The sequence below is a fragment of the Defluviicoccus vanus genome, from assembly GCF_014672695.1.
Taxonomy (GTDB): domain Bacteria; phylum Pseudomonadota; class Alphaproteobacteria; order Rhodospirillales; family Defluviicoccaceae; genus Defluviicoccus; species Defluviicoccus vanus.
On sequence record NZ_CP053923.1, the window covers coordinates 1,446,625 to 1,468,674 of the forward strand.

At 63.4% G+C, this 22,050-nt stretch carries 24 protein-coding genes, 1 tRNA gene and 1 pseudogene; 14 read left to right on the plus strand and 12 right to left on the minus strand.

Annotated elements, in window-relative coordinates; all coding sequences use genetic code 11:
- Positions 1-56: 56 nt before the first annotated feature.
- The 4 genes from gatA to HQ394_RS19680 form a co-directional block, all read right to left on the minus strand.
- Complete coding sequence (gatA, locus tag HQ394_RS06540; protein ID WP_190262602.1) at positions 57-1,520, minus strand: Asp-tRNA(Asn)/Glu-tRNA(Gln) amidotransferase subunit GatA; 1,464 nt, start codon at positions 1,518-1,520, stop codon at positions 57-59.
- 34 nt (positions 1,521-1,554) lie between these two features.
- Positions 1,555-1,842 (minus strand): Asp-tRNA(Asn)/Glu-tRNA(Gln) amidotransferase subunit GatC, encoded by a 288-nt coding sequence (gatC, locus tag HQ394_RS06545; RefSeq protein ID WP_190263156.1) that lies wholly within the window; start codon positions 1,840-1,842, stop codon positions 1,555-1,557.
- A 158-nt stretch (positions 1,843-2,000) separates the two neighbouring features.
- A complete protein-coding gene (locus tag HQ394_RS06550) occupies positions 2,001-2,717 on the minus strand; it encodes a TorF family putative porin (RefSeq protein WP_223292048.1) in 717 nt (238 codons plus the stop codon).
- Positions 2,684-2,860: a hypothetical protein gene (locus HQ394_RS19680; RefSeq protein ID WP_223291907.1), complete on the minus strand. Its 177-nt coding sequence runs from the start codon at positions 2,858-2,860 to the stop codon at positions 2,684-2,686. Before HQ394_RS19680 ends, HQ394_RS06550 begins: the two co-directional genes overlap by 34 nt.
- Before the next feature lie 368 nt (positions 2,861-3,228).
- On the opposite strand from HQ394_RS19680, the gene ruvX reads away from it, so the two are divergent.
- Positions 3,229-3,735, plus strand: coding sequence for a Holliday junction resolvase RuvX (ruvX, locus tag HQ394_RS06555; protein WP_407644715.1), 507 nt, complete (start codon positions 3,229-3,231; stop codon positions 3,733-3,735).
- A 38-nt stretch (positions 3,736-3,773) separates the two neighbouring features.
- Here the strand turns inward: ruvX and HQ394_RS06560 are convergent, their stop codons facing one another.
- Entirely contained in the window at positions 3,774-4,772 is a 999-nt protein-coding gene (locus HQ394_RS06560) for an NAD(P)H-quinone oxidoreductase (protein ID WP_456151493.1), read from the minus strand.
- Positions 4,773-5,215: 443 nt separating this feature from the next.
- On the opposite strand from HQ394_RS06560, the gene HQ394_RS06565 reads away from it, so the two are divergent.
- The 5 genes from HQ394_RS06565 to HQ394_RS06585 all read left to right on the plus strand — a co-directional run bounded on the left by HQ394_RS06565 (position 5,216) and on the right by HQ394_RS06585 (position 11,146).
- Positions 5,216-6,517 carry an aspartate aminotransferase family protein gene (locus HQ394_RS06565; RefSeq protein WP_456151547.1) on the plus strand — a complete coding sequence of 434 codons (1,302 nt, stop codon included), beginning with the start codon at positions 5,216-5,218 and terminating at the stop codon, positions 6,515-6,517.
- A gap of 592 nt (positions 6,518-7,109) precedes the next feature.
- Positions 7,110-8,885, plus strand: a complete 1,776-nt coding sequence (locus tag HQ394_RS06570) for a transglycosylase domain-containing protein (RefSeq protein WP_456151548.1) — start codon at positions 7,110-7,112, stop codon at positions 8,883-8,885.
- 132 nt (positions 8,886-9,017) lie between these two features.
- Positions 9,018-9,656, plus strand: a complete 639-nt coding sequence (locus tag HQ394_RS06575) for a LemA family protein (RefSeq protein WP_190262605.1) — start codon at positions 9,018-9,020, stop codon at positions 9,654-9,656.
- Between the two features lie 11 nt (positions 9,657-9,667).
- Positions 9,668-10,513 (plus strand): TPM domain-containing protein, encoded by an 846-nt coding sequence (locus HQ394_RS06580; protein WP_223291908.1) that lies wholly within the window; start codon positions 9,668-9,670, stop codon positions 10,511-10,513.
- 6 nt (positions 10,514-10,519) lie between these two features.
- Positions 10,520-11,146 (plus strand): TPM domain-containing protein, encoded by a 627-nt coding sequence (locus HQ394_RS06585; protein ID WP_190262607.1) that lies wholly within the window; start codon positions 10,520-10,522, stop codon positions 11,144-11,146.
- A 175-nt stretch (positions 11,147-11,321) separates the two neighbouring features.
- Here the strand turns inward: HQ394_RS06585 and HQ394_RS06590 are convergent, their stop codons facing one another.
- Together HQ394_RS06590 and HQ394_RS06595 are read right to left on the minus strand one after the other, a co-directional pair.
- Positions 11,322-11,654, minus strand: a complete 333-nt coding sequence (locus tag HQ394_RS06590) for a septal ring lytic transglycosylase RlpA family protein (RefSeq protein WP_223291909.1) — start codon at positions 11,652-11,654, stop codon at positions 11,322-11,324.
- A 672-nt stretch (positions 11,655-12,326) separates the two neighbouring features.
- Positions 12,327-13,685, minus strand: coding sequence for an OprO/OprP family phosphate-selective porin (locus tag HQ394_RS06595; RefSeq protein WP_190262609.1), 1,359 nt, complete (start codon positions 13,683-13,685; stop codon positions 12,327-12,329).
- A 447-nt stretch (positions 13,686-14,132) separates the two neighbouring features.
- On the opposite strand from HQ394_RS06595, the gene HQ394_RS06600 reads away from it, so the two are divergent.
- A complete protein-coding gene (locus HQ394_RS06600) occupies positions 14,133-15,059 on the plus strand; it encodes a DMT family transporter (RefSeq protein WP_190262610.1) in 927 nt (308 codons plus the stop codon).
- A 97-nt stretch (positions 15,060-15,156) separates the two neighbouring features.
- Here the strand turns inward: HQ394_RS06600 and HQ394_RS06605 are convergent, their stop codons facing one another.
- Entirely contained in the window at positions 15,157-15,543 is a 387-nt protein-coding gene (locus HQ394_RS06605; protein WP_223291910.1) for a YkvA family protein, read from the minus strand.
- A gap of 315 nt (positions 15,544-15,858) precedes the next feature.
- Here HQ394_RS06605 and HQ394_RS06610 point away from each other — a divergent pair, with 315 nt between their 5' ends.
- Positions 15,859-16,581, plus strand: a complete 723-nt coding sequence (locus tag HQ394_RS06610) for a beta-ketoacyl-ACP reductase (protein WP_190262611.1) — start codon at positions 15,859-15,861, stop codon at positions 16,579-16,581.
- Between the two features lie 60 nt (positions 16,582-16,641).
- Here the strand turns inward: HQ394_RS06610 and HQ394_RS06615 are convergent, their stop codons facing one another.
- A complete protein-coding gene (locus tag HQ394_RS06615; protein ID WP_456151494.1) occupies positions 16,642-17,028 on the minus strand; it encodes a 4a-hydroxytetrahydrobiopterin dehydratase in 387 nt (128 codons plus the stop codon).
- Positions 17,029-17,064: 36 nt separating this feature from the next.
- On the opposite strand from HQ394_RS06615, the gene HQ394_RS06620 reads away from it, so the two are divergent.
- Together HQ394_RS06620 and HQ394_RS06625 are read left to right on the plus strand one after the other, a co-directional pair.
- Positions 17,065-17,463 carry a metallopeptidase family protein gene (locus HQ394_RS06620; protein WP_190262613.1) on the plus strand — a complete coding sequence of 133 codons (399 nt, stop codon included), beginning with the start codon at positions 17,065-17,067 and terminating at the stop codon, positions 17,461-17,463.
- Positions 17,464-17,490: 27 nt separating this feature from the next.
- A complete protein-coding gene (locus tag HQ394_RS06625; RefSeq protein ID WP_456151495.1) occupies positions 17,491-18,252 on the plus strand; it encodes a bestrophin-like domain in 762 nt (253 codons plus the stop codon).
- A gap of 147 nt (positions 18,253-18,399) precedes the next feature.
- Here HQ394_RS06625 and HQ394_RS06630 read toward each other — a convergent pair whose 3' ends face one another.
- The 3 genes from HQ394_RS06630 to HQ394_RS06640 all read right to left on the minus strand — a co-directional run bounded on the left by HQ394_RS06630 (position 18,400) and on the right by HQ394_RS06640 (position 19,658).
- A complete protein-coding gene (locus tag HQ394_RS06630) occupies positions 18,400-18,714 on the minus strand; it encodes a hypothetical protein (RefSeq protein ID WP_190262615.1) in 315 nt (104 codons plus the stop codon).
- Positions 18,714-18,938 carry an addiction module protein gene (locus HQ394_RS06635; RefSeq protein WP_223291911.1) on the minus strand — a complete coding sequence of 75 codons (225 nt, stop codon included), beginning with the start codon at positions 18,936-18,938 and terminating at the stop codon, positions 18,714-18,716. The genes HQ394_RS06630 and HQ394_RS06635 overlap by 1 nt, the downstream gene beginning before the upstream one ends.
- Positions 18,939-19,583: 645 nt before the next feature.
- Positions 19,584-19,658: transfer RNA gene (locus tag HQ394_RS06640), tRNA-Ala, on the minus strand.
- 160 nt (positions 19,659-19,818) lie between these two features.
- On the opposite strand from HQ394_RS06640, the gene HQ394_RS06645 reads away from it, so the two are divergent.
- The 4 genes and pseudogenes from HQ394_RS06645 (at position 19,819) to HQ394_RS06665 (ending at position 22,046) form a co-directional block, all read left to right on the plus strand.
- Positions 19,819-20,124, plus strand: coding sequence for a YggT family protein (locus tag HQ394_RS06645; RefSeq protein WP_190263161.1), 306 nt, complete (start codon positions 19,819-19,821; stop codon positions 20,122-20,124).
- 9 nt (positions 20,125-20,133) lie between these two features.
- Positions 20,134-21,396 carry a bifunctional methylenetetrahydrofolate dehydrogenase/methenyltetrahydrofolate cyclohydrolase FolD gene (gene folD, locus HQ394_RS06655; protein ID WP_317629034.1) on the plus strand — a complete coding sequence of 421 codons (1,263 nt, stop codon included), beginning with the start codon at positions 20,134-20,136 and terminating at the stop codon, positions 21,394-21,396.
- Positions 21,397-21,475: 79 nt separating this feature from the next.
- Positions 21,476-21,817, plus strand: a complete 342-nt coding sequence (locus tag HQ394_RS21080; RefSeq protein WP_223291912.1) for a FeoA family protein — start codon at positions 21,476-21,478, stop codon at positions 21,815-21,817.
- A pseudogene (locus HQ394_RS06665) lies at positions 21,814-22,046 on the plus strand (FeoA family protein). Before HQ394_RS21080 ends, HQ394_RS06665 begins: the two are co-directional and overlap by 4 nt.
- Positions 22,047-22,050: the final 4 nt, after the last annotated feature.

Genomic DNA, 22,050 nt, shown 5'->3' on the forward strand with positions numbered 1-22,050 from the left:
GTAATATTCATTCTCAATTACAATGACGCCACGATAACGGAGGGTTGCTGGCGCAATTACGGCAGCTGTGGAAACCCTGCTGCCTGTTCGAGGACATCGCCGACGCGGAGCACGGTTTCCTCGTCGAAGGGTTTACCGATCAGCTGCAAGCCCAGCGGCAGGCCGCGCTGGCTGAGACCGGCCGGCACCGACAGGCCCGGCAGACCGGCAAGGCTGGTGGGCACGGTGAAGACGTCGTTGAGATACATGGTCACCGGATCGTCGGTCTTCTCGCCGATGGCAAAAGCGTCCGAGGGCGCCGTCGGCGTCAGGATTACATCCACCTCCTGAAAGGCGTTGGTGAAGTCGGCGGCGATCAACGCCCGCACCCGCTGCGCCTTCAGATAATAGGCGTCGTAGTAGCCGGCGGAGAGGACGTAGGTGCCGATGAGGATGCGCCGGCGCACCTCGGCGCCAAAGCCCTCGCCGCGGGTGTTCATGTACTGCTCATCGAGGGNTTGCCCCGGGACGCGCAGGCCGAAGCGCACACCGTCGTAGCGGGCGAGGTTCGAGGAGCACTCGGCAGGGGCGATGATGTAGTAGGTGGCGAGCGCGTAGCNGGTGTGCGGCAGGGAGACTTCACGCACCACCGCGCCGGCGGATTCCAGCCAAGCGACGCCCTGCTGCCAGACCGCCTCGATTTCGGCCGCCATGCCGTCGACGCGGTACTCCTTCGGCACCCCCACCCGCAGGCCGCGGATGTCGCCACTGAGCGCCTGCTCGTAGTTGGGCACCGGCCGCGGTGCCGAGGTCGAATCCTTCGGATCATGCCCGGCCATGCTGCCAAGCATGATCGCCGCGTCTCGAACGTTGCGCGTCATCGGCCCCGCCTGATCAAGGCTGGACGCGAAGGCGACGATACCCCATCGCGAGCAGCGTCCGTAGGTTGGCTTGAGGCCGACGATACCGCAGAAGGATGCCGGCTGGCGAATCGAGCCACCGGTGTCGGTTCCGGTGGCGGCGAAGCAGGCATGGGCGGCTACCGCCGCGGCGGAGCCGCCAGAGGAGCCACCCGGCACCAGATCCTTGCCGTCGCGGGGCCCCCAGGGGTTCTTCACCGGACCGTAGTAGCTGGTGATGTTGGCCGACCCCATGGCGAATTCGTCCAGGTTGGTCTTGCCCAGCATCACCGCGCCGGCGTTGCGCAGATTGGCGGAAACGGTGGATTCGTAGGGCGGCACGAAGCCGTCGAGAATGTGCGAGGCGGCGGTGGTCAGCACGCCTTCGGTACAGAACAGATCCTTGATCGCGATCGGAATGCCGTCGAGGCTTCCCGCACTCTCGCCGCTGGCACGGCGCGCATCGGCGGCGGCCGCACGCTCCAGGGCCAAATCCGGCGTTTCGGTGATGAAGGCGTTCAGGTCGCGGCGGGCGGCCATGACCTCGATGCAGGCTCGGGTGAGCTCAACCGAGGAAAACCGGCCGGCGGCCAAGCCGTCGCGCGCTTCGGCGATACCCAATCGGCACAGATCAGCCGTCATACCACACCCATCCGACACTCGTTCTCTTCCGCCATTATTCGACGACCTTGGGCACGGTGAAATAGTCGTCGATGCGGCCAGGCGCGTTGGCGAGGATTGCCGCGGCGCAGTTGCCGTCGGTCACGGCATCGACGCGCTGCGGCTGCGACACATCGGCAACGCTCGCCATCGGTGCGATACCGCTGGTATCGACTGCGGCCAGTTGCTCTACCCAATCGAGGATTCCGGAGAGTTCGCGCGCGAGTGCCGGCAATTCCTCCGGCGGGACGCGCAGCCGGGCGAGAACGCTGATGGTACGGACAGTATCGATGTCGAGGGACAAGGGGCGACCGGGCGTGTCAGGTGGGATCAAGGATGGGGCGGAAGACCGCGGCTCTCGCGGCGGTTGCCGGACCCTAGCAGTCGGATCCCGCCGGCGCAAGCCGGGCAAAGGTCTTTCGCGACCTCCGCCCGATCCGCCCCCTTGTAGGGTCTGTGAGCTTAGAAGGCGTAGCTGAGAGTACCGACGAACCTGGTGTCGCACCAGTTCTGCGTGCCGCCGAAACAGTCGCTCTTGCTGAGGTTGGTGTCATAATAGGCCACGCCGATGTCCACACCCTTGACCGTCGCGGTAAGGCCGAGAGTCCAGGTCAGATAGCTTGGTGTGCCGTATTTGGCGTTCTTGTCGATGAACTGATAGCCAACGCCGCCATTGGCCTTTAACTTGAACCACTTCTCCGGAATGCCGGGGATGATCACCGAAGCGGTGCCATTTGGGTAGTAAGAGTCGCCGGAGGCGCCGAAGTAGTCGGGTGAGTATGGCATGCCGACGGCGAGCGACACCCAATCCACCGGTGCATAGGATATAGAGGGCAGAATTTCCCAGTAATCGTAGTTCAGGTTACCCCGCGCCCCCGGATAATTGTAATAGGTACCGCCGAGGGTCCAGCCAACTCCGGTATCGGCGAGCGCGCCGGTTAGGCCGAAGCTCCAGTCCAGTTCCACCTGTGCTTCATCGCCGTCTTGGAAGTCGACGTTCGAGCCCCAGACGCCGCCATATGCGGAGATGTCGTAGCCGCCCATATCGACGTCGAAATCCTTGGTGCCAAGCGTGTAGGTCAAAGCACCCTGAATCGCCGGCTCATTATTCGTCTGCGAGATGCCGCGGAACATGTAGTTGCTGGTCAGGGCGACGGAGCCCGAGAAGGCACCTGGCAGCCAGTCCCCCGGCTGTTCTTCCGCTGGCGCCGCTGCTGCGTCTGCAGCGGTGCTGCCGGGTCTTCCGCCAGAGCCGGCGCCGCGGCGGTCACCAGCGCCAAAGACAATGGGATGGCATATTTGTTGAGCCTATTGCGCCACATCCGATATTCCTTCCGCGTTCACGTTAACTCAAAGGAGGGTTCCGCCTGCTAGGCCGCCTCGCCCCATGCAACGCAACTCGCGGGCCACTAGTGTTGTCAACTTGCAACGCCAGCGGGATGACCCCAGTCGCAAATACCGCCATTTGCGCGTATTTCAATTTTGATTTTTCGTCTCCTGGTTGTTTGCGGCGGCGAACATCGTCGGTAGCACGCCGGCTGGCCGGACTGACATATCAGCTAACGCTTATTTTATGGGCGATTGCGACCGCTTTAATCGGCGCTACGTGCAGCAACTGCACGCGGTGGCATTTTCCAGGTGGGTGTGAAGGCATCCCAGCGCAGGCAACAGCACCCGCGGGCGGCGACGCATGCGGCAAGGCCGACAGATGCCGGTGATCGCCATAGCCGAGTTTCGCTCACACCTCCGTCGGGGTGAACGGGCAATCGGCCTCGACCTCGGCACACGCACCATCGGCCTCGCCCTGTCAGACCTGACACTGACCGTGGCGACGCCAAGGGAAACGCTGCGGCGAGTCCGGCTACGGGCGGACCTCGATCTCCTCCTCGCCCGCCTCGCCGAGTGGGAGGTGGGCGGCGTCGTCATCGGCCTGCCGGTGAGCATGAACGGCCAGGAAGGGCCACGCTGTCAGGCCACGCGCCAGTTTGGCCGCGACCTTCTCGCCCGCGCCGACCTGCCGCTCGCCTACTGGGACGAGCGGCTTTCCACCGCGGCGGTGGAACGCATGCTGATTGACGAGGTGGACATGAGTCGCCGACGGCGGCGCGAGGTGGTCGATAAGACAGCCGCCGCCTACATCCTCCAGGGCGCCCTCGATGCCATGGCGATTGCGGCCAGCCGGCAACCGCCGCGCTAGGAAGCGGTGGCGGTTACGACTGCGTTACCCGCAGCGGCTCAGACCAGGAGGAGGATCTTCCCAAGATGACTCCCCGCCTCCATCATCCGGTGCGCTGCCGCCGCCTCGGCAAGCGGCAGCCTCGCATGGACAATCGGCCTGATCTTGCCGGCGGCGATCAACGGCCAGACGCGTTGGTGCAGCGCCGTGGCGATCGCTGCCTTGCGCATGATCGATTGCACCCGGAGCGTCGAGCCGGTGATCGTCAGCCGCTTCAGCATCACCGGCATGAAGTCGAATTCCACCTTGCTACCTTTGCGGAAGGCGATGCTGACCAGGCGGCCATCGCGGGCGAGGCAGGCAATGTTGCGGCTAACATAATCACCGCCAATGATGTCGAGGATGACATCAACGCCTTTACCCTCGGTTGCCTCTTTGATGACGGTAACAAAGTCCTCGGTCTTGTAGTCGATCACGCGCGTCGCACCGAGCCCGTCCAGCGCCGCCCGGGTCGCATCGCCGCGCGCCGTGGTGAACACCCGGTGACCGAAGGCGGCGGCCAACTGGATCGCGGTGGTGCCGATGCCGCCGGCGCCACCATGGACGAGCAGGGTCTCCCNCGGCGCCAGCGCCGCCCGTTCGAAGACGTTCGTCCAGACGGTGAAGAAGGTCTCCGGCAGAGCTGCCGCATCGATCAGGTCGACCCCAGCCGGAATCGGCAGGCATTGCACCGCCGGCGCCGTACAGTATTCGGCGTAGGCGCCGCCGGCAACGAGGCCGCAACAGGCGTCACCCAGATGCCAGCCGCTGACGTTCTCACCCACACCGACGATCGTCCCTGAGACTTCGAGCCCGGGAATGTCGGTCACCCCGGGCGGCGCCGGATAGAAACCCTTGCGCTGATAGATGTCGGGACCGTTGACGCCGGCAGCCGCCACCTTGATCAGGAGTTCGCCCTCGCCCGGCACCGGTGTCGGCCGCATCACCGGCCGCAGGACCTCCGGCCNCCCTGGCGTTGAGATCTCAACGCAATGCATCTGCTCCGGCACCATGGGCATCCCTTCTCTCCTGCATTGCCACGCGCTGTGTGCGTGCCAACCAAGCCCTTGTGATGGGTGGAATCCGTTTGCGCTTCCTCACGCTTCCCTCCTCTTTCGCACGCCGCAGCAAAGAGTGTCAAACGGCGCTGCGCCGTCACGACGGGAGTGGCTCGCACCCGCGGGAGACACCACCGACGCGAAATGGTGGGCGGACAATTTCCGCCCTGGCGGCCCCCCGCCGTGTGAGCTAGATCCCCCTAGGCTATGCTTGCGATAATCACCGCAGGGCAAATTTCACGTAAAGCATCTGGCCACGGCGAACAGCTGGCCAGCGGCGGCTTCGTCCCGCCCGCAACATTTGAGAACGGTCTGGAGTATCCATGGGATTCGATCTGCTTCAGCTGATGCAGCAGCGCAAGGACGAGAAGTTTCGCCTCTTCGATCAGTACATGAACTCCCAGATGGTGCGGGTGCTGAAGACGATCGGCTTCGACGTGGATTACGTTGCCGGCGAAGGCCCCTATCTGTTCGACGCCGATGGCAACCGCTATCTCGACCTGCTGAGCGGCTTCGGTGTCTTTGCTATTGGCCGCAATCATCCCACCGTTGTCGCCGCACTGAAGCAGGTGCTCGATGCCCGGCTCGCCGGTCTGGTGCAGCTTGACGTCTCGTTGCTCGCCGGTCTGCTCGCCGAGCAACTGGTGCAGCGGATGCCCTGGACAGAAAAGCTCTTCTTCTGCAATTCCGGCACCGAGGCGGTGGAGGCAGCAATCAAGTTCGCCCGCATGGCCACCAAGCGGGCGAAGATCGTCGCTTGCGAGCACGCCTTCCACGGCCTGACTTATGGTGCATTGTCGCTTGCTGGCGACCACCTTTTCCGCCAGGGGTTCGAACCCTTCGTCGGCGACTGCGTCGCGGTGCCCTTCAACGACCTGGTTGCCCTCGAACGCGCGCTGCGTGGGCGAGACGTCGCCGCCTTCATCGTCGAGCCAATCCAGGGCAAGGGCGTCAACCTGCCGCACGACGGCTACCTCGTCGAGGCCGAACGCCTGTGCCGCAAGTATGGCACACTGTTCGTTGCCGACGAGATTCAGTGCGGCTTGGGCCGCACCGGGCGTTTTCTCGCCTGCGAACACTGGGGCGTCGAGCCCGACATGGTGCTGCTGGCGAAGGCGCTGTCCGGCGGCTTCGCTCCGGTCGGCGCCGTCGCCTGCCGCCGCGCCGTCTTCGACAAGGTCTTCGACCGGATGGACAAGGCAGTGGTGCACGGTTCCACCTTCGCCAAGAACGACCTGGCGATGGCAGCAGGCTTGGCAACGCTGGCGGTGTTCGATGAGGAGAAGCTGATCGAGCGCACGGCCGACCTGGGCGAGCGGCTGATCACCGGGCTACGGGCGCGTATCGGCGACTCGGAGTTCGTCCACGAAGTCCGCGGCAAGGGGATGATGATCGGCATCGAGTTCGGCGCACCATCGAGCCTGAAGCTANNGGCGGCCTACGCCCTGATCGAACGCGCCAATCGCGGCCTGTTCTGCCAGCTGATCCTGTTGCCCCTGTTCAAGCGGCATCGCATCCTGGCCCAGGTCGCCGGCCACAACCTACCGGTGATCAAGCTGCTGCCGGCGCTGGTCGCCTCGGACTCCGACATCACCTGGATCGAAACCGCCTTCGCCGATGTGCTGGAAGACAGCAAGTCGGTGGGCGCCTTCTGGGATATGGGCCGGACCCTGGCACAACAGGCACTGAAGGCGAAGGCGGGCTAGCGCCGCACGGCTTCCAGCCGGGAGGACGAGGGCGAATCGGCCCATTAGCTGCAGTGGCGGCGAATCGCCAGGGCAACGAATATACCTTCGCGTGTGCGCCTTTGCCCGGCCGCAGCCGCCGGTGAACTGTTGCCGCAAGTCCAACGTTGTCCACCGCAACCGCAACAATTGGCGGCCCGACGCGCCGGCGCCACAATAGCTGCCCGTGCTTATAGCGCCACAGTGTTGCCGAACACGGCCTTAATTTGCGCGAAATCCTATCTGAGTGTAAGGTTGCTAATCAGATCACATGAAAAACAACCGCTTGCGGGATAACATTCGACCCATGAGTGAAGAGCAGAATTCGTCGCGTATGCGCCTCGGGCCCGCTGGTGAGCGGGTGCCGACGAGCAGCATTCCCGGCCGCACGCCGGCGCCTGTGCGCGCGGCCCGCGCTGCGCCGACATCGCGCGAACGTCCGCGCCGCGCCGCCGGTCGAGGCTGGCTGCGGCGGCTGACCACCTGGGGACTGGTGGCAGCCATCTGGGGAGTGATCGGCGTCAGCGGTATCCTTGTCTGGTACGCAGCCGACCTGCCCGATATCGACAAGGCGATGGCGCCAACTCGCCGTCCGGCGATCACCATTCTCGCCGCTGACGGCACCGAGATCGCCACCGTCGGTGACTTTTTCGGCCGCGCGGTGACCGTTGGCGAGTTGCCGCCGTCGCTGCCGCAGGCGGTGATGGCGATCGAGGACCGCCGTTTCTATGACCACTTCGGCGTCGATGTCTTCGGGCTCGTCCGCGCCATGCTGGTCAACCTGAAGGCGGGCTCCGTCGTTCAGGGCGGCAGCACGATCACCCAGCAGGCGGCGAAGAATCTGTTTCTGAGCCCCGACCGCACCTTCAAACGCAAGGTGCAGGAGTTGCTGCTGGCACTTTGGCTGGAGCAGCGCTTCAGCAAGGATCAGATCCTCGCCCTCTATCTCAATCGCGCCTATTTTGGTGCCGGGACCTATGGCGTTGATGCAGCCGCCCACAAGTACTTCAACCGGCCGGCAACCCGCATCTCCACCTATCAGGCGGCCATGCTAGCCGGCCTGTTGAAGGCGCCGTCGCGCTACAATCCGATTGCCAGCCCGCAGCTGGCCGAGTCGCGGACGCGTGACGTGTTGCTGAGCATGGTGGATGCCGGGTTTATCACCGCCGACGGCGCCGCCTCTGCCTGGCAAGATCGCGGGCGAGCCGTACTCGTCCGCCGCGTTGTACCGAGTGCCCGCTATTTCGTCGACTGGATCGTCGGGCAGTTGCCGGCGTTCGTCTCCGATCGCAACCAGGACGTCGTCGTCCTCACGACCCTGGACACACGACTGCAGCGCCTTGGCGAGGACAAGGTGGAAGCAACGCTGGCCAGCGCTCCCGCACGCGATGCCGACGCATCGCAGGCGGCGCTGGTGTCGATGGATCCCGACGGCGCCGTGCGCGCCCTGGTGGGTGGTCGCGATTACGGCAGCAGCCCCTTCAATCGCGCCACCCAGGCGTCCCGGCAGCCCGGCTCTGCCTTCAAGCCGATCATCTACGCCGCCGGTCTGGAAGCGGGACTGAGCGCAGACTCGACGGTGGAGGACAGTCCGCTGCAGCTGGCCGGCTGGGCACCAAAAAACTTCGACAACCGCTACCGTGGCGAAGTGTCGCTGCGCACCGCCCTCGCCCTGTCCATCAACACGGTCGCGGTGCGGGTGNNCGCGCAGCAGGCGGGGCTGCGCCAAGTGGTGGACATGGCACGCCGGCTGGGGATCACTGCCGATCTCGATGCCAACGCCAGCCTGGCGCTGGGCACCAGCGAAGTGAGTCTGCTCGAACTCACCGGCGCCTATGCCGCCTTCGCCAACCGCGGCATCGGCGTCTGGCCCTATGGCATCGAAGAGGTGCACGACCTCAACGGCCACGTGCTCTACACCCGCAGCGGCTCCGGCCCGGGACGGGTGATCTCCACGTCCACGGCGGCGGAAATGACCAGCATGATGGTTTCGGTGGTGGAATGGGGAACCGGGCGGGCGGCGCAGTATGGCGCGCCCATTGCCGGCAAGACCGGCACCAGCCAGGACTATCGCGACGCCTGGTTCCTCGGCTACAGCGCCAACCTCGTCACCGGCGTCTGGATGGGCAACGACGACGATCGGGCGATGAACAAGGTCACCGGCGGCACCCTGCCGGCAAAGCTTTGGCGCGCCTTCATGGCCGGAGCAGAAGCATCGCGGTCGCCACGGCCCTTGCCCAGTCTGATCCAGGAAACGCCGCCGGTTACCGAAGGTGCATCCCGCGATAGCCGCGGCGACGAGACCAAGGAAGACTTCTTTACCCGCGTCCTCCGCGCCTTCGGCGGCTAAGCGGCCGAGGTTCGAGGCCGCTGGCGTCGCGAACGCACGGAATTCGATTGCGCCACTGCACAACATGCCGCACCGTTCGTCATGTTGACGACGACCCGCCGCGTTGGACGGGTGATAAAGAGGGAGGGTACGATGTCGCGGCTTCTGACGATAGGTATCAATAATCACCGGCGGCCAAGCCGTCTTGGTCGCTTCGCATCGTTGTTGCTGATGGCGGTGCTCACCGTGTGCCTGAGCGGCTGCGGCGTCAACACCATCCCGACCCTGGAAGAGCAGGCGAAGGCCGCCTGGTCGGAGGTGCTCAACCAGTATCAGCGCCGCAGTGATCTGATCCCCAATCTGGTGGAGACGGTCAAGGGTGCCGCAGCCTTCGAAAAGGAGACGCTGCAGGCGGTGATCGAGGCACGCAGCAAGGCGACGCAGACCACCTTGCCGGCTGACATCGTCAATAATCCTGAAGCCTTCAAGAAGTTCGAACAGAACCAGTCGGCGCTGTCGTCGGCCCTGTCTCGGCTGATGGTGGTGGTCGAGCGCTATCCCGACCTGAAGGCCAACCAGAATTTCCTCGCCCTGCAGTCACAGCTGGAAGGCACCGAAAATCGGATCACCGTCGCCCGGCGCGATTACATCGAAGCGGTACGCAAGTACAATACCGAGCTGAAGACCTTCCCCGGTCGGTTGTGGGCGATGACGCTCTACTCCGGACATGAGCCGATGCAGACCTTCAGCATCTCCGACGAGGCGAAAGAAGCGCCGAAGATCAAGTTCTGAGGACGCGGCCGATGCTGTTCGGCCCGCATGGGCGAATGGTGCGGAGCAGCCAGGCGACATGGCTGCTCCTGCTCCTCGCGGTCCTTGCCTTCGCCCTCGCCGCCCAGGCACGCGCCGACGCGCCTGATTACCCCGCGCTATCGGGTCGCGTTGTCGACGAGGCAGGCATCCTCAGCCCCGGCGAGCGCGCCAGCCTTGACCAAACCCTCGCCGATCATGAGCAGCGTACCGGCCAACAGGTGGTGGTCGTCACCCTCGCCTCGCTGCGCGGCCGGACGATCGAAGAGTACGGCTACCAGTTGGGCCGCCATTGGGGCATCGGTGAAAAGGACAAGAACACCGGCGCGCTCTTCATCATCGCGCCGAAGGAACGCAAGCTGCGGATCGAGGTGGGCTACGGCCTGGAAGGCGTGCTGACCGACGCCGCGTCGCGGATCATCCTCGAAACCATCGTGCTGCCAGCCTTCCGCGCCGGACAAATGGGCCCGGGGATCGTTGCCGGCACCGGCGCGATCCTGCAAACAATCGTCGGCGAGGCACCCGAGCGCCCGGCGGCGAAGCCGAAGAAGTCCGACGACATCAGCCCGCTCACCATCTTCTTCATTTTCATCGTCTGTCTCTTCGTCGCCTACGCCTTCAGTCGCGGCGCGCGCTCAATGCCAGGCGGCTACAACGACAGCCGCATGCGGCGCGGCCGCGGCGGGGCAATGGGACCGATCATCGGCGGCCTCGGCGGTGGCCTGGGTGGTGGATTAGGTGGCGGATTAGGTGGCGGCTGGGGTGGCGGCAGCGACGGTGGCGGCTTTTCCGGTGGCGGCGGCAGCTTCGGCGGCGGCGGTGCGTCCAGCGATTGGTAGGATCCCATGGCGTTTCTCAGCGAGGCCGACCGCAAACGCATTGAAGACGCCGTAGCCGCGGCGGAGCAGCACACCACGTGCGAATTCGTCACCGTCATTGCCGCCGCCAGCGGCCATTATCTGTATTTGCCGACACTGATCGCCGCCGGCATCGTCTTTCTGCTTTCGGGACTGGTGCTACTGCTGCCGCTGCCCTTGACCTTCGAGCAGTTCTACATCGGTCAGGTGGTGGGCTTCATCGTCCTGGCATCGCTGCTGCGCTGGCCACCCTTGAAGCTGCGGCTGGTGCCACGTGCGGCGCAGCGCCGCCAAGCGCATCTGCTGGCGCACGAACAGTTTCTCGATCTCGGCCTGTCGTCGACGTCGCAGCGAACCGGCGTGCTGCTGTTCGTCTCGGTGGCCGAACATTATGTGGAGATCCTCGTCGACCGGGGTGTCCAGGCGAAGGTTGACCCCGCGATCTGGTCGCGGCTGGTCGAGGACTTCGTCGCCGAGGTGCGGGCCGGCCGCACCGCCGACGGATTCGTCAAGACGATTGACGCCGCGGCACGGACTTTGGCGATGCCGTTTCCTTGGACCGAAGACGACACCAACGAACTGCCCAACCGTCTGGTCGAAATCGACCATCGGTGATGGCGGCGTGCCGGGCGCAGTCGCCTGAGTTCAAGTTCGCGACCAAGGCACAACGGTGATCGGGTTGTCGTACTGGCCCCCTGCGGCGGTACGACAACCCTGTCACCGGTAAACACTCTCCAGAGTGGAGAGGACGCCTGAGATCGATCCGGCGTGACGGCCGGTTTAGCTGCGATCAGTCGAGCTGTTCCACGCGGACACTCGCCCGACCGGCACTCACCAGCCCCAGTTCCCGCGCCGCCGCCCGGCTGAGATCGATCCCGCAACGTCCACAGCGGTCGGTCACCTCGACGATGACCGAGCGACCACGGTAGTGGACGCGCACGAGCGATCCGCAGGGATGGTTGTTTGAGGCGGCAGTGAAATCGTCACTGCTGAACCGCCCGCCACAGGCCATCGATCGACCGTTGAAACTGGAATGGTAGTACGAACCCGATACCGGACTCGGGAACGCATGCGCCGGTAGCGCGAACACTGTCAGCAGAAGAACGGAGAGGAGATAACGCATGGTATCCTCCGCTTGCTTCAAGGGCCACGTGGCGCGCTGCAGGAACCGTTGCCGGGCGAATTCCCGGCGTGGGAACACTGCGAACGTGGCAGCTTCAGACTGCCGCAAACGTGGCGATTGGCGGGACGGGTCTTCGACCCGAGGAGGCGATGGGCACGTGTAAAGCCTTGTCGCAGGTTGGTCAGTACGCTGGCTCGCGACACGATTGCTGCGGATGCACGGGTGGTGTTGCTACCACCCCAGGGGACGGCAGTCCGGAGTAGCGTTGGCTGCTGCCGATCGCCAAAACAAGGCAGCTCCGTGGCATATCGCGGGCTTTTTCCCATCACGGCGACGAACCTAGGTGCGATGCCGGTGGGCCGTCAACCTGGAATTTGTCCAAGGCGCACCTGGATGCCATGTGCCCACCCCTGCAATCGGCCCCTAATGCCGCGTGGCAATACGTGGCAATGACCATCAGCCATCGTAGACGACGACGCTTACGCCGCTTAGCGTGACGCAAACCCATTGTTTTCATGGAGATTAGTGGCGAGCAACGCCTTGCGCGAATACGCAGGCGCGAAAATTCACGCCGGCTGGCAGCTGGTGGTGGACGGAAATCACATCGCGGGAGTGGGCGCGCCTCTCCTGTCGGCGGGGCGCGCCCGTTACTGGCGATGGTTGGTAGACGGTTTAGAAGTTGATCGCCGCCCGGGCGGCGACGCCGTCGATCGAGTTATCATCACCCTGCGTGGTGATGCCGTTGCCATTGAAGACGTGGGTGTGGGCGTAGTCGAGGCTGAGTTTGACGAAATCCACCGGCAACCAGTTGAGACCGACGATGGCGCTCCACTGCTGACCGCCGCGGATATCGGCACTGGTGTTGTTCAGGTCAAGATAATCGACGCGGGTGGCCAGTTGCCAGGCACCCCACCCGCCGTTGGTCACCGGTTGGAGGACCTTCGTCGACCGGAAGGCACCGCGGCTGTAGCGGCGGCTCTCGCCGGTCAGATAGTAGCTGACGTCCATATAGCCGCCCCAGAGGCCGGTGGCATCGTCACGGCCCTTGGCACCGTCGACGTAATTCCAGCCCGCTTCCGACTGGAACGAGAAGGGACCATAGACGAGGGCCAGTTCCGGGCCGAGGAACAGGTCACCGTTGACGTTATTGAGCGTGCCGGTGTTGATCGACCGGTTGGTGTTGTTGAAGAACGGCCGGGCGCGATAGATGACCGCGTCGTTATCGGTCTGGTTGTTCAGATCGCGCCAGCGGACCGATCCACCCACATGGACAAGTTCGTCATCGGTATTGTTAAACTTGAACGCCTTGGTGGCGCGCGCCGCCAATTGATAGCCACCGCTCTTCGCCGCAGTCGTGTTGCGCGCGTTCTGGCTGAAGGCGCCAAATGCCACCGTGTAATTGTCTTTGTCACTCTCCGCCGCGGTGCCGGCACCTATGGAGCGATCGAGCCCGAAGCCGTTGTTCTGGGTGCCGCCGATGAACGCTGCCTGCTCCATGAAGGTGTTATTGAAGTCGTCGGCAACCTGCTCAAGGCTGTTCGGTGTCTTATACTGACCAACGCGGAAGAAGAATGGCGTGGTGAAGGGGGCGTTATAGTCGATATAAGCATCCTTCACCTCTGTTCCGCCGGCGAACTCCACGTTGAAGCGGTACTGAAAGTCCTGAGCAAACTTGCCATCGATGCCGATACGGGCGCTGCGCAGTTGCGATGCCGAGGTATTGAAATGGTTGCCTGCCGGATTGTCATCCGCACGGATGAAGTCGTAGTCACCGTAGACACGACCGTTGATGTGGATCGAGTTCTTGCCATCCGGTGAGGTGATGGTGGGCGAAACGCCGCGCGACCAATCGACGGTGGGCGCCGCGGCGGTGGCTTTGCTGACCTGTTCCGCCTGCTGCGTCGCCTGCTGCGCCGCCGTGTCTGCTTGCTGCGCCTGCTGCGTTGCCTGCTGTGTCTGCGTCTCCAGCTTGTTCAGCCGTTCCTGCAGCTGTTCAATTTGCTGCTGCTGTTGCTGAATAATACTGTTCAAGTCACGGTTGGCCGCCTGGGCGTTGGAGGCTGACAGCAACAGCCCTGATAGTACGCCGGCCGAAGCCAAGGCAATACTATTACGCGAGATAGGATTCACAGTCCTCTCCCTTGTATCGATGACAGATTTTTTTGAATCCCAAGGCGATGTGCTGCTGCGACTTTATAGCCGCGTCCTGTCGCACCTTGAGTGTGAACCTATCTTATCGCGAACAATTATTGCGCCGCAACACGATTATGCTATTTTGACGCATCGAGCTATTTTAGCAACACCCCGGCCGACCTGGTAAGGTCGATGGCGCCGTGCCAGCCGCGACACCGCGATTTCCGCGATTTCCTTCTGGCGACGACAGCGGCAGAATGCTCCATCGTCGCGTCGGTCGGCGGGCGCCCGACCGCATGCGGGAGCCGGACGGAGTGCGCACCCCTCCACGTCGCTCCTGAGGTCATGGCCGAACCACCCGTCGTCTCTCGCCCGAAAGTCCGTCGCACCACCAATCAGGCCCGGGGAGCGATGTTCATGCTCATCTCCGGCGCCGCCTTCGCGGTGATGATGGCGCTGGTCCGCCTCGTTTCCGCCGACATTCATCCCTTCGAGGCCGCCTTTTTCCGCAACCTGATCGGCCTCCTTCTCCTGGCGCCGTGGCTGGCCTTCACCGGCATCGGCGTCCTGCACGCCGGCCGGCTGCCCATTCATCTGCTGCGTTCAGGGTTGGGACTGGGGGCAATGCTGCTGCTGTTCACCGCCTTGAGCCGGCTGCCGCTGGCCGAAGCGACGGCGCTGACCTTCACCGCCCCGTTGTTCGCCACCATCGGCGCGGCGCTGGTGCTGGGCGAGCGCGTCCGGCGGCGGCGGTGGGCCGCCACCTGTGTCGGCTTTCTCGGCGCGTTGATCGTTCTGCGGCCAGGCGTGGCGGTCGTTTCACCTGCGTCCTTCTTCGCCCTCGCTGCCGCGGTATTCATCGCCGCGGCGATGCTGTCGATCAAATCGCTGTCGAAGACCGAACACCCCAACGCCATCGTGCTGATCATGGGGCTGATCATGACCCCCGCCTCGCTGTTACCGGCAGCCTTCGTCTGGACCTGGCCCTCACCGGCAACCTGGGGCTGGCTCCTGCTCATGGGTCTTGCCGCAACGATCGGCCAAGTGTGCCTGACCCGCGCCTTCGCCGCCGCCGAGGCGAGCGCGGTGCTGCCGATCGACTTCGCCCGCCTCGTCTTCGTTTCAGTGCTCGGCTATGTGATCTTTGGGGAAGTGCCGGACCTATGGACCTGGGTCGGCGGTGCGTTAATCATCACCTCCACCGCCTACATTGCCCAGCGCGAAGTCCGCAATGCCCGCAAGGCGCGACGGGCACAGCCGATCACGCCATGAAGGGAAGCTCGGCAGCGACTCTTGATGCCGATCGAGCAGGCCGGAATAACAACCGACGCGCGGACGACGTCGCACCCAGGCAGTGCCCGGGTAGCGATCAGCGCCCAGGCTGCTCCTCATCGGCTAGATACCGGCGAGCCCGCTCCACGTGCTGCGGCTTGATGTGCGCTGCCATGGACTGCACTGCCATCAAGAGAACGGTCATGTCGTCGGTAAAGCCAACGCCGGCGAGCAAGTCCGGGACCAGGTCAATCGGCAGGATGAAATAGGCGAGTGCGGCGAGGAGGATCGCCTTGGCATGGCGCGGCGTCTCCGGATCGAAGGCGGCATAATAGGCGGCAACCGCCTGATCGAGAAAAGGCACCCGCCCCAGAGTCTTCTTCACCTTGCTCCAGAACCGCCGCCGCACCCTCTCCTCCTGCTGCGGCATCGGCACCAGCGCCCGACTGAGATCGAGTTCCGCGGTCTCAAAGGTGTTGGTCATCAGGCACAATCCGGTATCGTCTTGAGTGCGGCATCGGCGGCCGCTTCGCCGGCGAGCGGAATCGCCTGCCATTCAATCAGGTATGATGTACGCGGCGGCGGCGCAAGGAAGTCGGCCACCTTGACAATCGCGGGGGCCGTCGCTAAAGCAGCCTTTCTGGTACGAGGGGGTAAATAAACATCGTTCGCCGAGGCATTCGGCGAACTCGATCAAGCTACGTACTCGCGAGCTACGTGCTTGATGAGTCTGCGCCGTCGGGTGCAGGCGGGTTTCCCGTGACTAATCGAGACCAAACCAAATCAACGGAGGGACAGAATGGCACGCGTGGCATTGGTGACCGGCGGCACTCGCGGGATCGGCGCGGCTATTGCCAAGAGGCTGAAGAATGACGGCTACACGGTGGTCGTTGTCGACGTGGTCGATGAGCAGATCGCCAAGTTCAAGGAAGAGACCGGCATCCCCGGCTACAAGCTCGACGTCTCCGATACCGCCGCGGTGCAGGCGACCTTCAAGCAGATCGAAGCCGATGTCGGTCCGATCGACGTGCTGGTCAACAACGCCGGCATCACCCGCGATGCGCGCATGGTCAAGATGACCCGCGAGCGCAACTGGGATCCGGTCATCGGTGTCAACCTCACCGGCGTCTTCAATACTACCCAGGCTGCTCTTCCGGGCATGACTGACCGCAAATGGGGTCGGGTCATCAACATCTCTTCGATGAACGGCCAACGCGGCCAGTTCGGCCAGACCAACTATTCGGCCACCAAGGCCGGCATGATCGGCTTCAGCCGCTCTGTCGCTTTGGAGTGCGCCAACAAGAACGTCACCGTCAACTGCATCGCCCCTGGCTTCATCCTCACCGAGATGACCGGTGCCATGCCGAAGGAAATCCTCGACGGCGAAGTGGCGAAGATCCCGGCTGGCCGCATCGGCCAGCCGAGTGACATTGCCGCCGGCGTCGCCTTCCTCGCCAGCGATGACGCGGCCTTCATCACCGGCATGACCCTGTCGATCAACGGCGGCCAGTTCATGCCATAAGCGGCGCCAGCGCCTGCTCGTAGACGACGGCCAAGGCCACCCCTCGGGGTGGCCTTTTCCTTAGCTATCGGTAGCTTCCAGGATGCCGCCGGCCACCTTGTCCATAAATCGGGCAAGACGGATGTCGCGTTCGGTCACCCCGCCCGCGTCGTGAGTGGCGAGCGTCACCTCGACACGGTTGTAGACGTTGAACCACTCCGGGTGATGATCCATCTTTTCCGCCATCAGGGCTGCCCGGGTCATGAAGCCAAACGCCGCATTGAACGTCTTGAAGTGGAAGGTCTTGGTGATAGCATCGCGGCCTGCCACGTCCGCCCAGCCGGTAAGGCTCGCCAGGTCCGCCTGCCGCGTCACCGGATCGAGCTTCTGCATCATCAGTGCCTCCCTCGCGATCAAGCCAGCTTGCACGTGGGCCGTTGCCGGCGTGTGATCAAGTGACGACCGCATCAAGCAATGACTGGCAGCACAAAGGATGAGAGCGTCATGGCATACGCCAGCGAAGAGCCACCGTCGCTCGACGACATCGCCGATCTGGCCAATCGTGCCGTTGCGAAGCTGCCGGAGCCGGTGCGAAGCCACCTCGCCGCGGTGGTGATCCGGGTCGAAGAGTTCTGCGACGAGGAAACCGAAGCGGCGTTGGACCTGGAGACCGCCTTCGACCTCCTCGGCCTCTACCGTGGCGTCGCCCTGCACCGCAAGAGCGGCTGGGACGTGCCACACGACGTGGACTTGATCGTCCTCTACCGCCGCCCAATCCTCGACTACTGGTGCGAGACTGGCGAACCCTTGAGTCGCATCGTCCGCCACGTCCTCTGGCACGAGGTCGGCCACCACCTGGGCTTCAGCGACGAAGACATGGAGCGGATCGAGGCCGAGGAGTGAGGGCGCGGTTCCGCAGGGGATAGTTCGATGCAGCCAGCAATCGTGCCACTCGTCGTGGCGGCCACCGTCTTCAGCGGGTCGGTGCTTGCCATGTATGCCGCCCGCGTCTTGCCGGATTCGCATCTCAACTCCGAAGCGAGAGACGTCATCAAGCTGGCGATGGCGTTGGTCGCCACCCTGGTTGCCCTTGTTCTCGGCCTGATGATCGCGACGGCCAAGGGAACCTACGATGCCCAGACGTCCGCCATCCGCCAGCTATCGGCCAACGTGCTGTTGCTCGATCGGGACCTGGACGAATTCGGCCCGGAAGCCCAGCATCCGCGCGACCTGCTGCGAGAGGTTGCGGCATTGATGCTGCAGCGACTCTGGCCGGCAGACGGCGCGGCACCAGCTTCCCTCGCCCCGGATGAAGCCCGGCCGCAGATGCAAGCCTTCGTGAGCGAAGTCACCAGCCTTTCGCCGCAGAACCCCAAGCAGCAATACCTGAAGACGCTGGCGTTGCAGTTGACATCTGAAATCGCCCGTGCGCGTCTCCAGTTGTATGTGCAGGGCGGCAGTGAGTTGCCTCTGCCGTTTCTTGTCATTATGGCAATTTGGCTGATCGTCTTATTTTGTGGCTATGGGCTGATTGCCGCTCGTAACCCCACCGTTCTGGTTTTCTTATTTGCTTGCACGCTTTCGGTTGCCGGCGCCGTTTTCCTTATCGAGGAATTGGTCGACCCATTCGGGGGAATTGTCCGGGTTTCAAGCGCGCCCTTGCAGGACGTAATAACGCACCTTGGTCAATAGACTGACGGCGGCCACCCAGAAACCTGCGGGCAGACCACGACTGCAGCGACGCGGACATGCAGCGGATCGAGGCCGGGGGTTGAGGTGCTACGGCCGGTGTCGCTGATATTCTCGGTCTTGTCCGCTGTCTCATAGTTGTCTCCAACGTTAGGCGAGCAGACGTTCTCGCCAATACCCTGGACGTCGAGAATGATGAGCTACAGCGACGACAACAATCTCTTCGGAGAACTCCCGCACAACGATGTCGTATGGAAACCGCTTCAACACAAGCCTTTTGGCTCCTCGGGCGCCCGCAGCACCGGGCATGTTCGTGAGGGGAACGATCTCGTCTTCAAGAAGATCGATAGCCGCTTCAATCGCGTGAGCGAATTCTACGCCCAATCTGGCGCGCTGTTGTTCGTACCAAGCCGCCGCTTCAATCGCTTCTTCAGCGGCTTGTTCGAGGACGCGTACGCGTCGCACTACCGGCTGCCAAGCCGCGCCTGCATTCGTCGTCGAAACTCGTCACGATCTACGAGCTTGGCTGTGGCTGCATCGATCTCAGTGAGACGGCGCAGAAGTTCCTTATCCCATCGATCAGCGACACCCGCATCAGGGGGCGCATCCAGACTCTTGACGAGTTCGTAGGCGAGTTCGGCGCGCTCCGCCTCGGGCAGCATCAGCGCCTCGGCACGAAGTCTGCTCAAAGCTCCTGTTCCCATCGACCCCTCCGGTGCTCGCTAATGATATTCTGCATGGGTGCGCCTAACAAGCAGCTGAGCGGACGGCTTAGGACCAAAAATGTCAGTGTGGTCTATACAAGCCAGCGTAGCTCGGAGTGGACTTCAGCCGCCGTAAAATTCTAAAAGGTTTGTGCAAGACGATGGGTAAACGTTAACTAGAATTTTGTATTTCTAGTTTCATATTGGGAGCACTCTTGTATTCAGGTCTTTGCTGTAACTCTGGATCTCCGGAGTTTAAGCAGCGGAATATGACCTCGGCACTGCCCGGCATGCTACCGGTTTGCCAGCTTTTTACCAGAATCTCTTGTCCCTTATTTGTGCAGAATTCGGCTGCATCTTCCAAGGCGATCCTGCGTGCGGCAATGGAATCTCCGCCGAGCGGATGAACCCGTGCACCTATAGCGTAGGTGTCTGGCCCCAGTTTCTGTGCGCCTGTAGATGCCGCACATGCGGCGACAGCAATGGCTGTCGCACACACTATCACCGTTGACCTCATGTCGGCCCCCGCCCTGGCGCGCAGCTCGCGTCGCAATCATTAATCTTGCGTAAGTCGGAATACGCCAGGGGGCTATTCCGGCCTACACGTCGTTTGATATCGTTGCGAAAGAATGGTGGAGCCGAGGGGGTCGAACCCCTGACCTTCGCATTGCGAACGCGACGCTCTCCCAACTGAGCTACGGCCCCACAGCAATGCTGGCGTGCGGCAGATAATGGGTTTGCCTCACGCGCCCTGTCAAGCGATTGCCGCAGCCAATTGCCGCAGCCCGGCTTGCACCCGCTGCAACTGCCGGGTAGGTTAGCGTTATCTTCATCAGTCCCCGAGCAGTCCCCCTCCATGGAAGCGATGAACGTCGTCCTCGGCCCGTTGTTCTGGCTCATCAACACGGTGATCGACCTTTATATCTGGGTTTTGATCATCGGCGCCGTACTGAGCTGGCTCGTTGCCTTGAATGTGGTCAACACCCGCAACCGATTCGTCTATCTCGTGGGTGACTTCATCAATCGAGTGACCGAGCCGGTGCTGCGGCCGATCCGCCGATTCCTGCCAAATCTGGGCGGCATCGACATCTCACCGATGGTGTTGATTCTCCTGCTGCTGTTCCTGCAGCAGGTGCTGGCCCGGCTTTATGTTGCCGCCGCGCTCAATTGAGGCGGCGGCATCGCCTTCGGCGTCGCAGGAACTGTTTTTGCGCCGGCGCGACACGGTCTTGAGGTTCGCCTCAGGGTCACACCACGCGCCCAGAGCGCCCGCATCGATGGCCTGATCGCCGATGCCGACGGCCGCTATCGACTGAAGATCGCGGTGACCGAGGCTGCTGACCGCGGTCGCGCCAACGACGCCGTGATCGCCGCCCTTGCCCGGGAATGGCAACTGCCGAAGAGCACCCTTGCCATCGTCGCCGGCGCTACTGACCGGCGCAAAACCCTGGCGGTGGCGGGCGAACCCCATCAACTNGCAGACGCGACTGACCGGCTGGTGCCGGGCGCGCGGCTTGTGCTGAGAGCAAGGATGACGACCACCGTGGACACCAAGGCCGAAGCCACCCGCATCGATGGACGCGCTATTGCCGACGCTCTGCGCGGGCGGGTGCGCGACGAAGTCGCCCACCTGCGCAAGCACCACCATCTGACGCCCGGCCTTGCCGTCGTTCTTGTCGGCGACGATCCGGCGAGCCAGATCTACGTGCGGACCAAGTCGGAGCAATGCGAAGACTGCGCCATCCAGTCGTTCAGTCATCGCTTGCCGGCCGACGTGCGCGAGAAGGATCTGCTGACGCTGATCGCTGGCCTCAACCAGGACGATCACGTGCACGGCATTTTGGTACAACTGCCCCTCCCCCGCACNATCGACACCGCCACCGTGCTGGCTCAGGTGAGTCCGGACAAGGATGTGGACGGCTTCCACGTGGTCAACGCCGGCCGGCTGATGTCGGGCCTGAGCACGGCGCTGGCGCCGTGTACGCCGATCGGCTGCCTGCGGCTGATCAAGAGCCAGCGCCAGGACCTGAGTGGACTGCGCGCGGTGGTGGTGGGCCGCTCCAACATCGTCGGCAAACCGATGGCGATGTTGCTGCTGGCGGAGAACTGCACTGTGGTAATGGCGCATTCGCGCACCGCCGATTTGGCCGCCGAGTGCCGTGCCGCCGATATTCTCGTCGCCGCGGTGGGGCGGCCGCAGTTGATCGCGGGTGACTGGATCAAACCTGGCGCCATCGTCATCGACGTGGGCATCAACCGCATCGAAACCCCCGCCGGCAAACGCCGCCTGGTGGGTGACGTGGACTTCGAGACGGCGAAATACGTGGCTGGGGCGATCACCCCGGTGCCGGGCGGGGTCGGGCCGATGACAGTAGCCTGCCTGCTGCGTAATACGGTCATCGCCGCCTGCCGCTTACGCGGAATTGACGACCCGATAATTTAACCGGGCTGGTATGCGGTAAGCGGCGTTGACGCATTGCTGCTTACCCGTAAAGATATTGTGTGCAAACGTTAAGAATGAGTTGCATTATCATGTCATTCCAACTGCCGTTGGCTGGACGGGATGCCATAGCAACCGGAGCGAAAGGACACAAACGGCCCATGGATGCGTTGTCGGTCGGAGCACGTGCGTTTCCGCTGTTTTTCGCCAGCGAGGGGGAAAAGGTCGGATCCTCGCTTACGACAGCGGTCGAGGGGTAGAACGCAAACTCGCTGATCTCGGCCTGCCCGTCGGCAGCGAACTCACCATCATGACCCGACAGCATGGCGGCCGGATGGTCGTCGCCCGCGACGGTGTCCGCATCGCCCTTGGTGTTGGCATGGCGCACCGGATCATGGTTGCGCGGGTCGACCCGCAATCATGACCACGACAATAGGCGACCTTGCCATCGGCGACCGTGGCCGCGTCGTCCGGTTGCTGCCCGGTCATCGCGGCTATCGCGAGCGGTTGCTGGCCATGGGTCTCACCCCTGGGACCGAATTTGTTCTCAAACGCCTGGCCCCCTGGGCGATCCCGTGGAATTGAATGTCCGCGGCACGGCGATCAGCCTGCGAAGCGCTGAGGCGGCCATGCTGCAGGTGGAGCGGATTTAGCGCC

Excerpts from the sequence above, each read along its gene's own strand:
- HQ394_RS19680 (WP_223291907.1), bottom strand. The coding sequence starts at position 2,860 with ATGTGGCGCAATAGGCTCAACAAATATGCCATCCCATTGTCTTTGGCG.
- ruvX (WP_407644715.1), top strand. The coding sequence starts at position 3,229 with ATGCGGCAAGGCCGACAGATGCCGGTGATCGCCATAGCCGAGTTTCGC.
- HQ394_RS06575 (WP_190262605.1), top strand. The coding sequence starts at position 9,018 with ATGTCGCGGCTTCTGACGATAGGTATCAATAATCACCGGCGGCCAAGC.
- HQ394_RS06580 (WP_223291908.1), top strand. The coding sequence starts at position 9,668 with ATGCTGTTCGGCCCGCATGGGCGAATGGTGCGGAGCAGCCAGGCGACA.
- HQ394_RS06585 (WP_190262607.1), top strand. The coding sequence starts at position 10,520 with ATGGCGTTTCTCAGCGAGGCCGACCGCAAACGCATTGAAGACGCCGTA.
- HQ394_RS06590 (WP_223291909.1), bottom strand. The coding sequence starts at position 11,654 with ATGCGTTATCTCCTCTCCGTTCTTCTGCTGACAGTGTTCGCGCTACCG.
- HQ394_RS06600 (WP_190262610.1), top strand. The coding sequence starts at position 14,133 with ATGGCCGAACCACCCGTCGTCTCTCGCCCGAAAGTCCGTCGCACCACC.
- HQ394_RS06605 (WP_223291910.1), bottom strand. The coding sequence starts at position 15,543 with ATGACCAACACCTTTGAGACCGCGGAACTCGATCTCAGTCGGGCGCTG.
- HQ394_RS06610 (WP_190262611.1), top strand. The coding sequence starts at position 15,859 with ATGGCACGCGTGGCATTGGTGACCGGCGGCACTCGCGGGATCGGCGCG.
- HQ394_RS06615 (WP_456151494.1), bottom strand. The coding sequence starts at position 17,028 with ATGCGGTCGTCACTTGATCACACGCCGGCAACGGCCCACGTGCAAGCT.
- HQ394_RS06620 (WP_190262613.1), top strand. The coding sequence starts at position 17,065 with ATGGCATACGCCAGCGAAGAGCCACCGTCGCTCGACGACATCGCCGAT.
- HQ394_RS06625 (WP_456151495.1), top strand. The coding sequence starts at position 17,491 with ATGCAGCCAGCAATCGTGCCACTCGTCGTGGCGGCCACCGTCTTCAGC.
- HQ394_RS06645 (WP_190263161.1), top strand. The coding sequence starts at position 19,819 with ATGAACGTCGTCCTCGGCCCGTTGTTCTGGCTCATCAACACGGTGATC.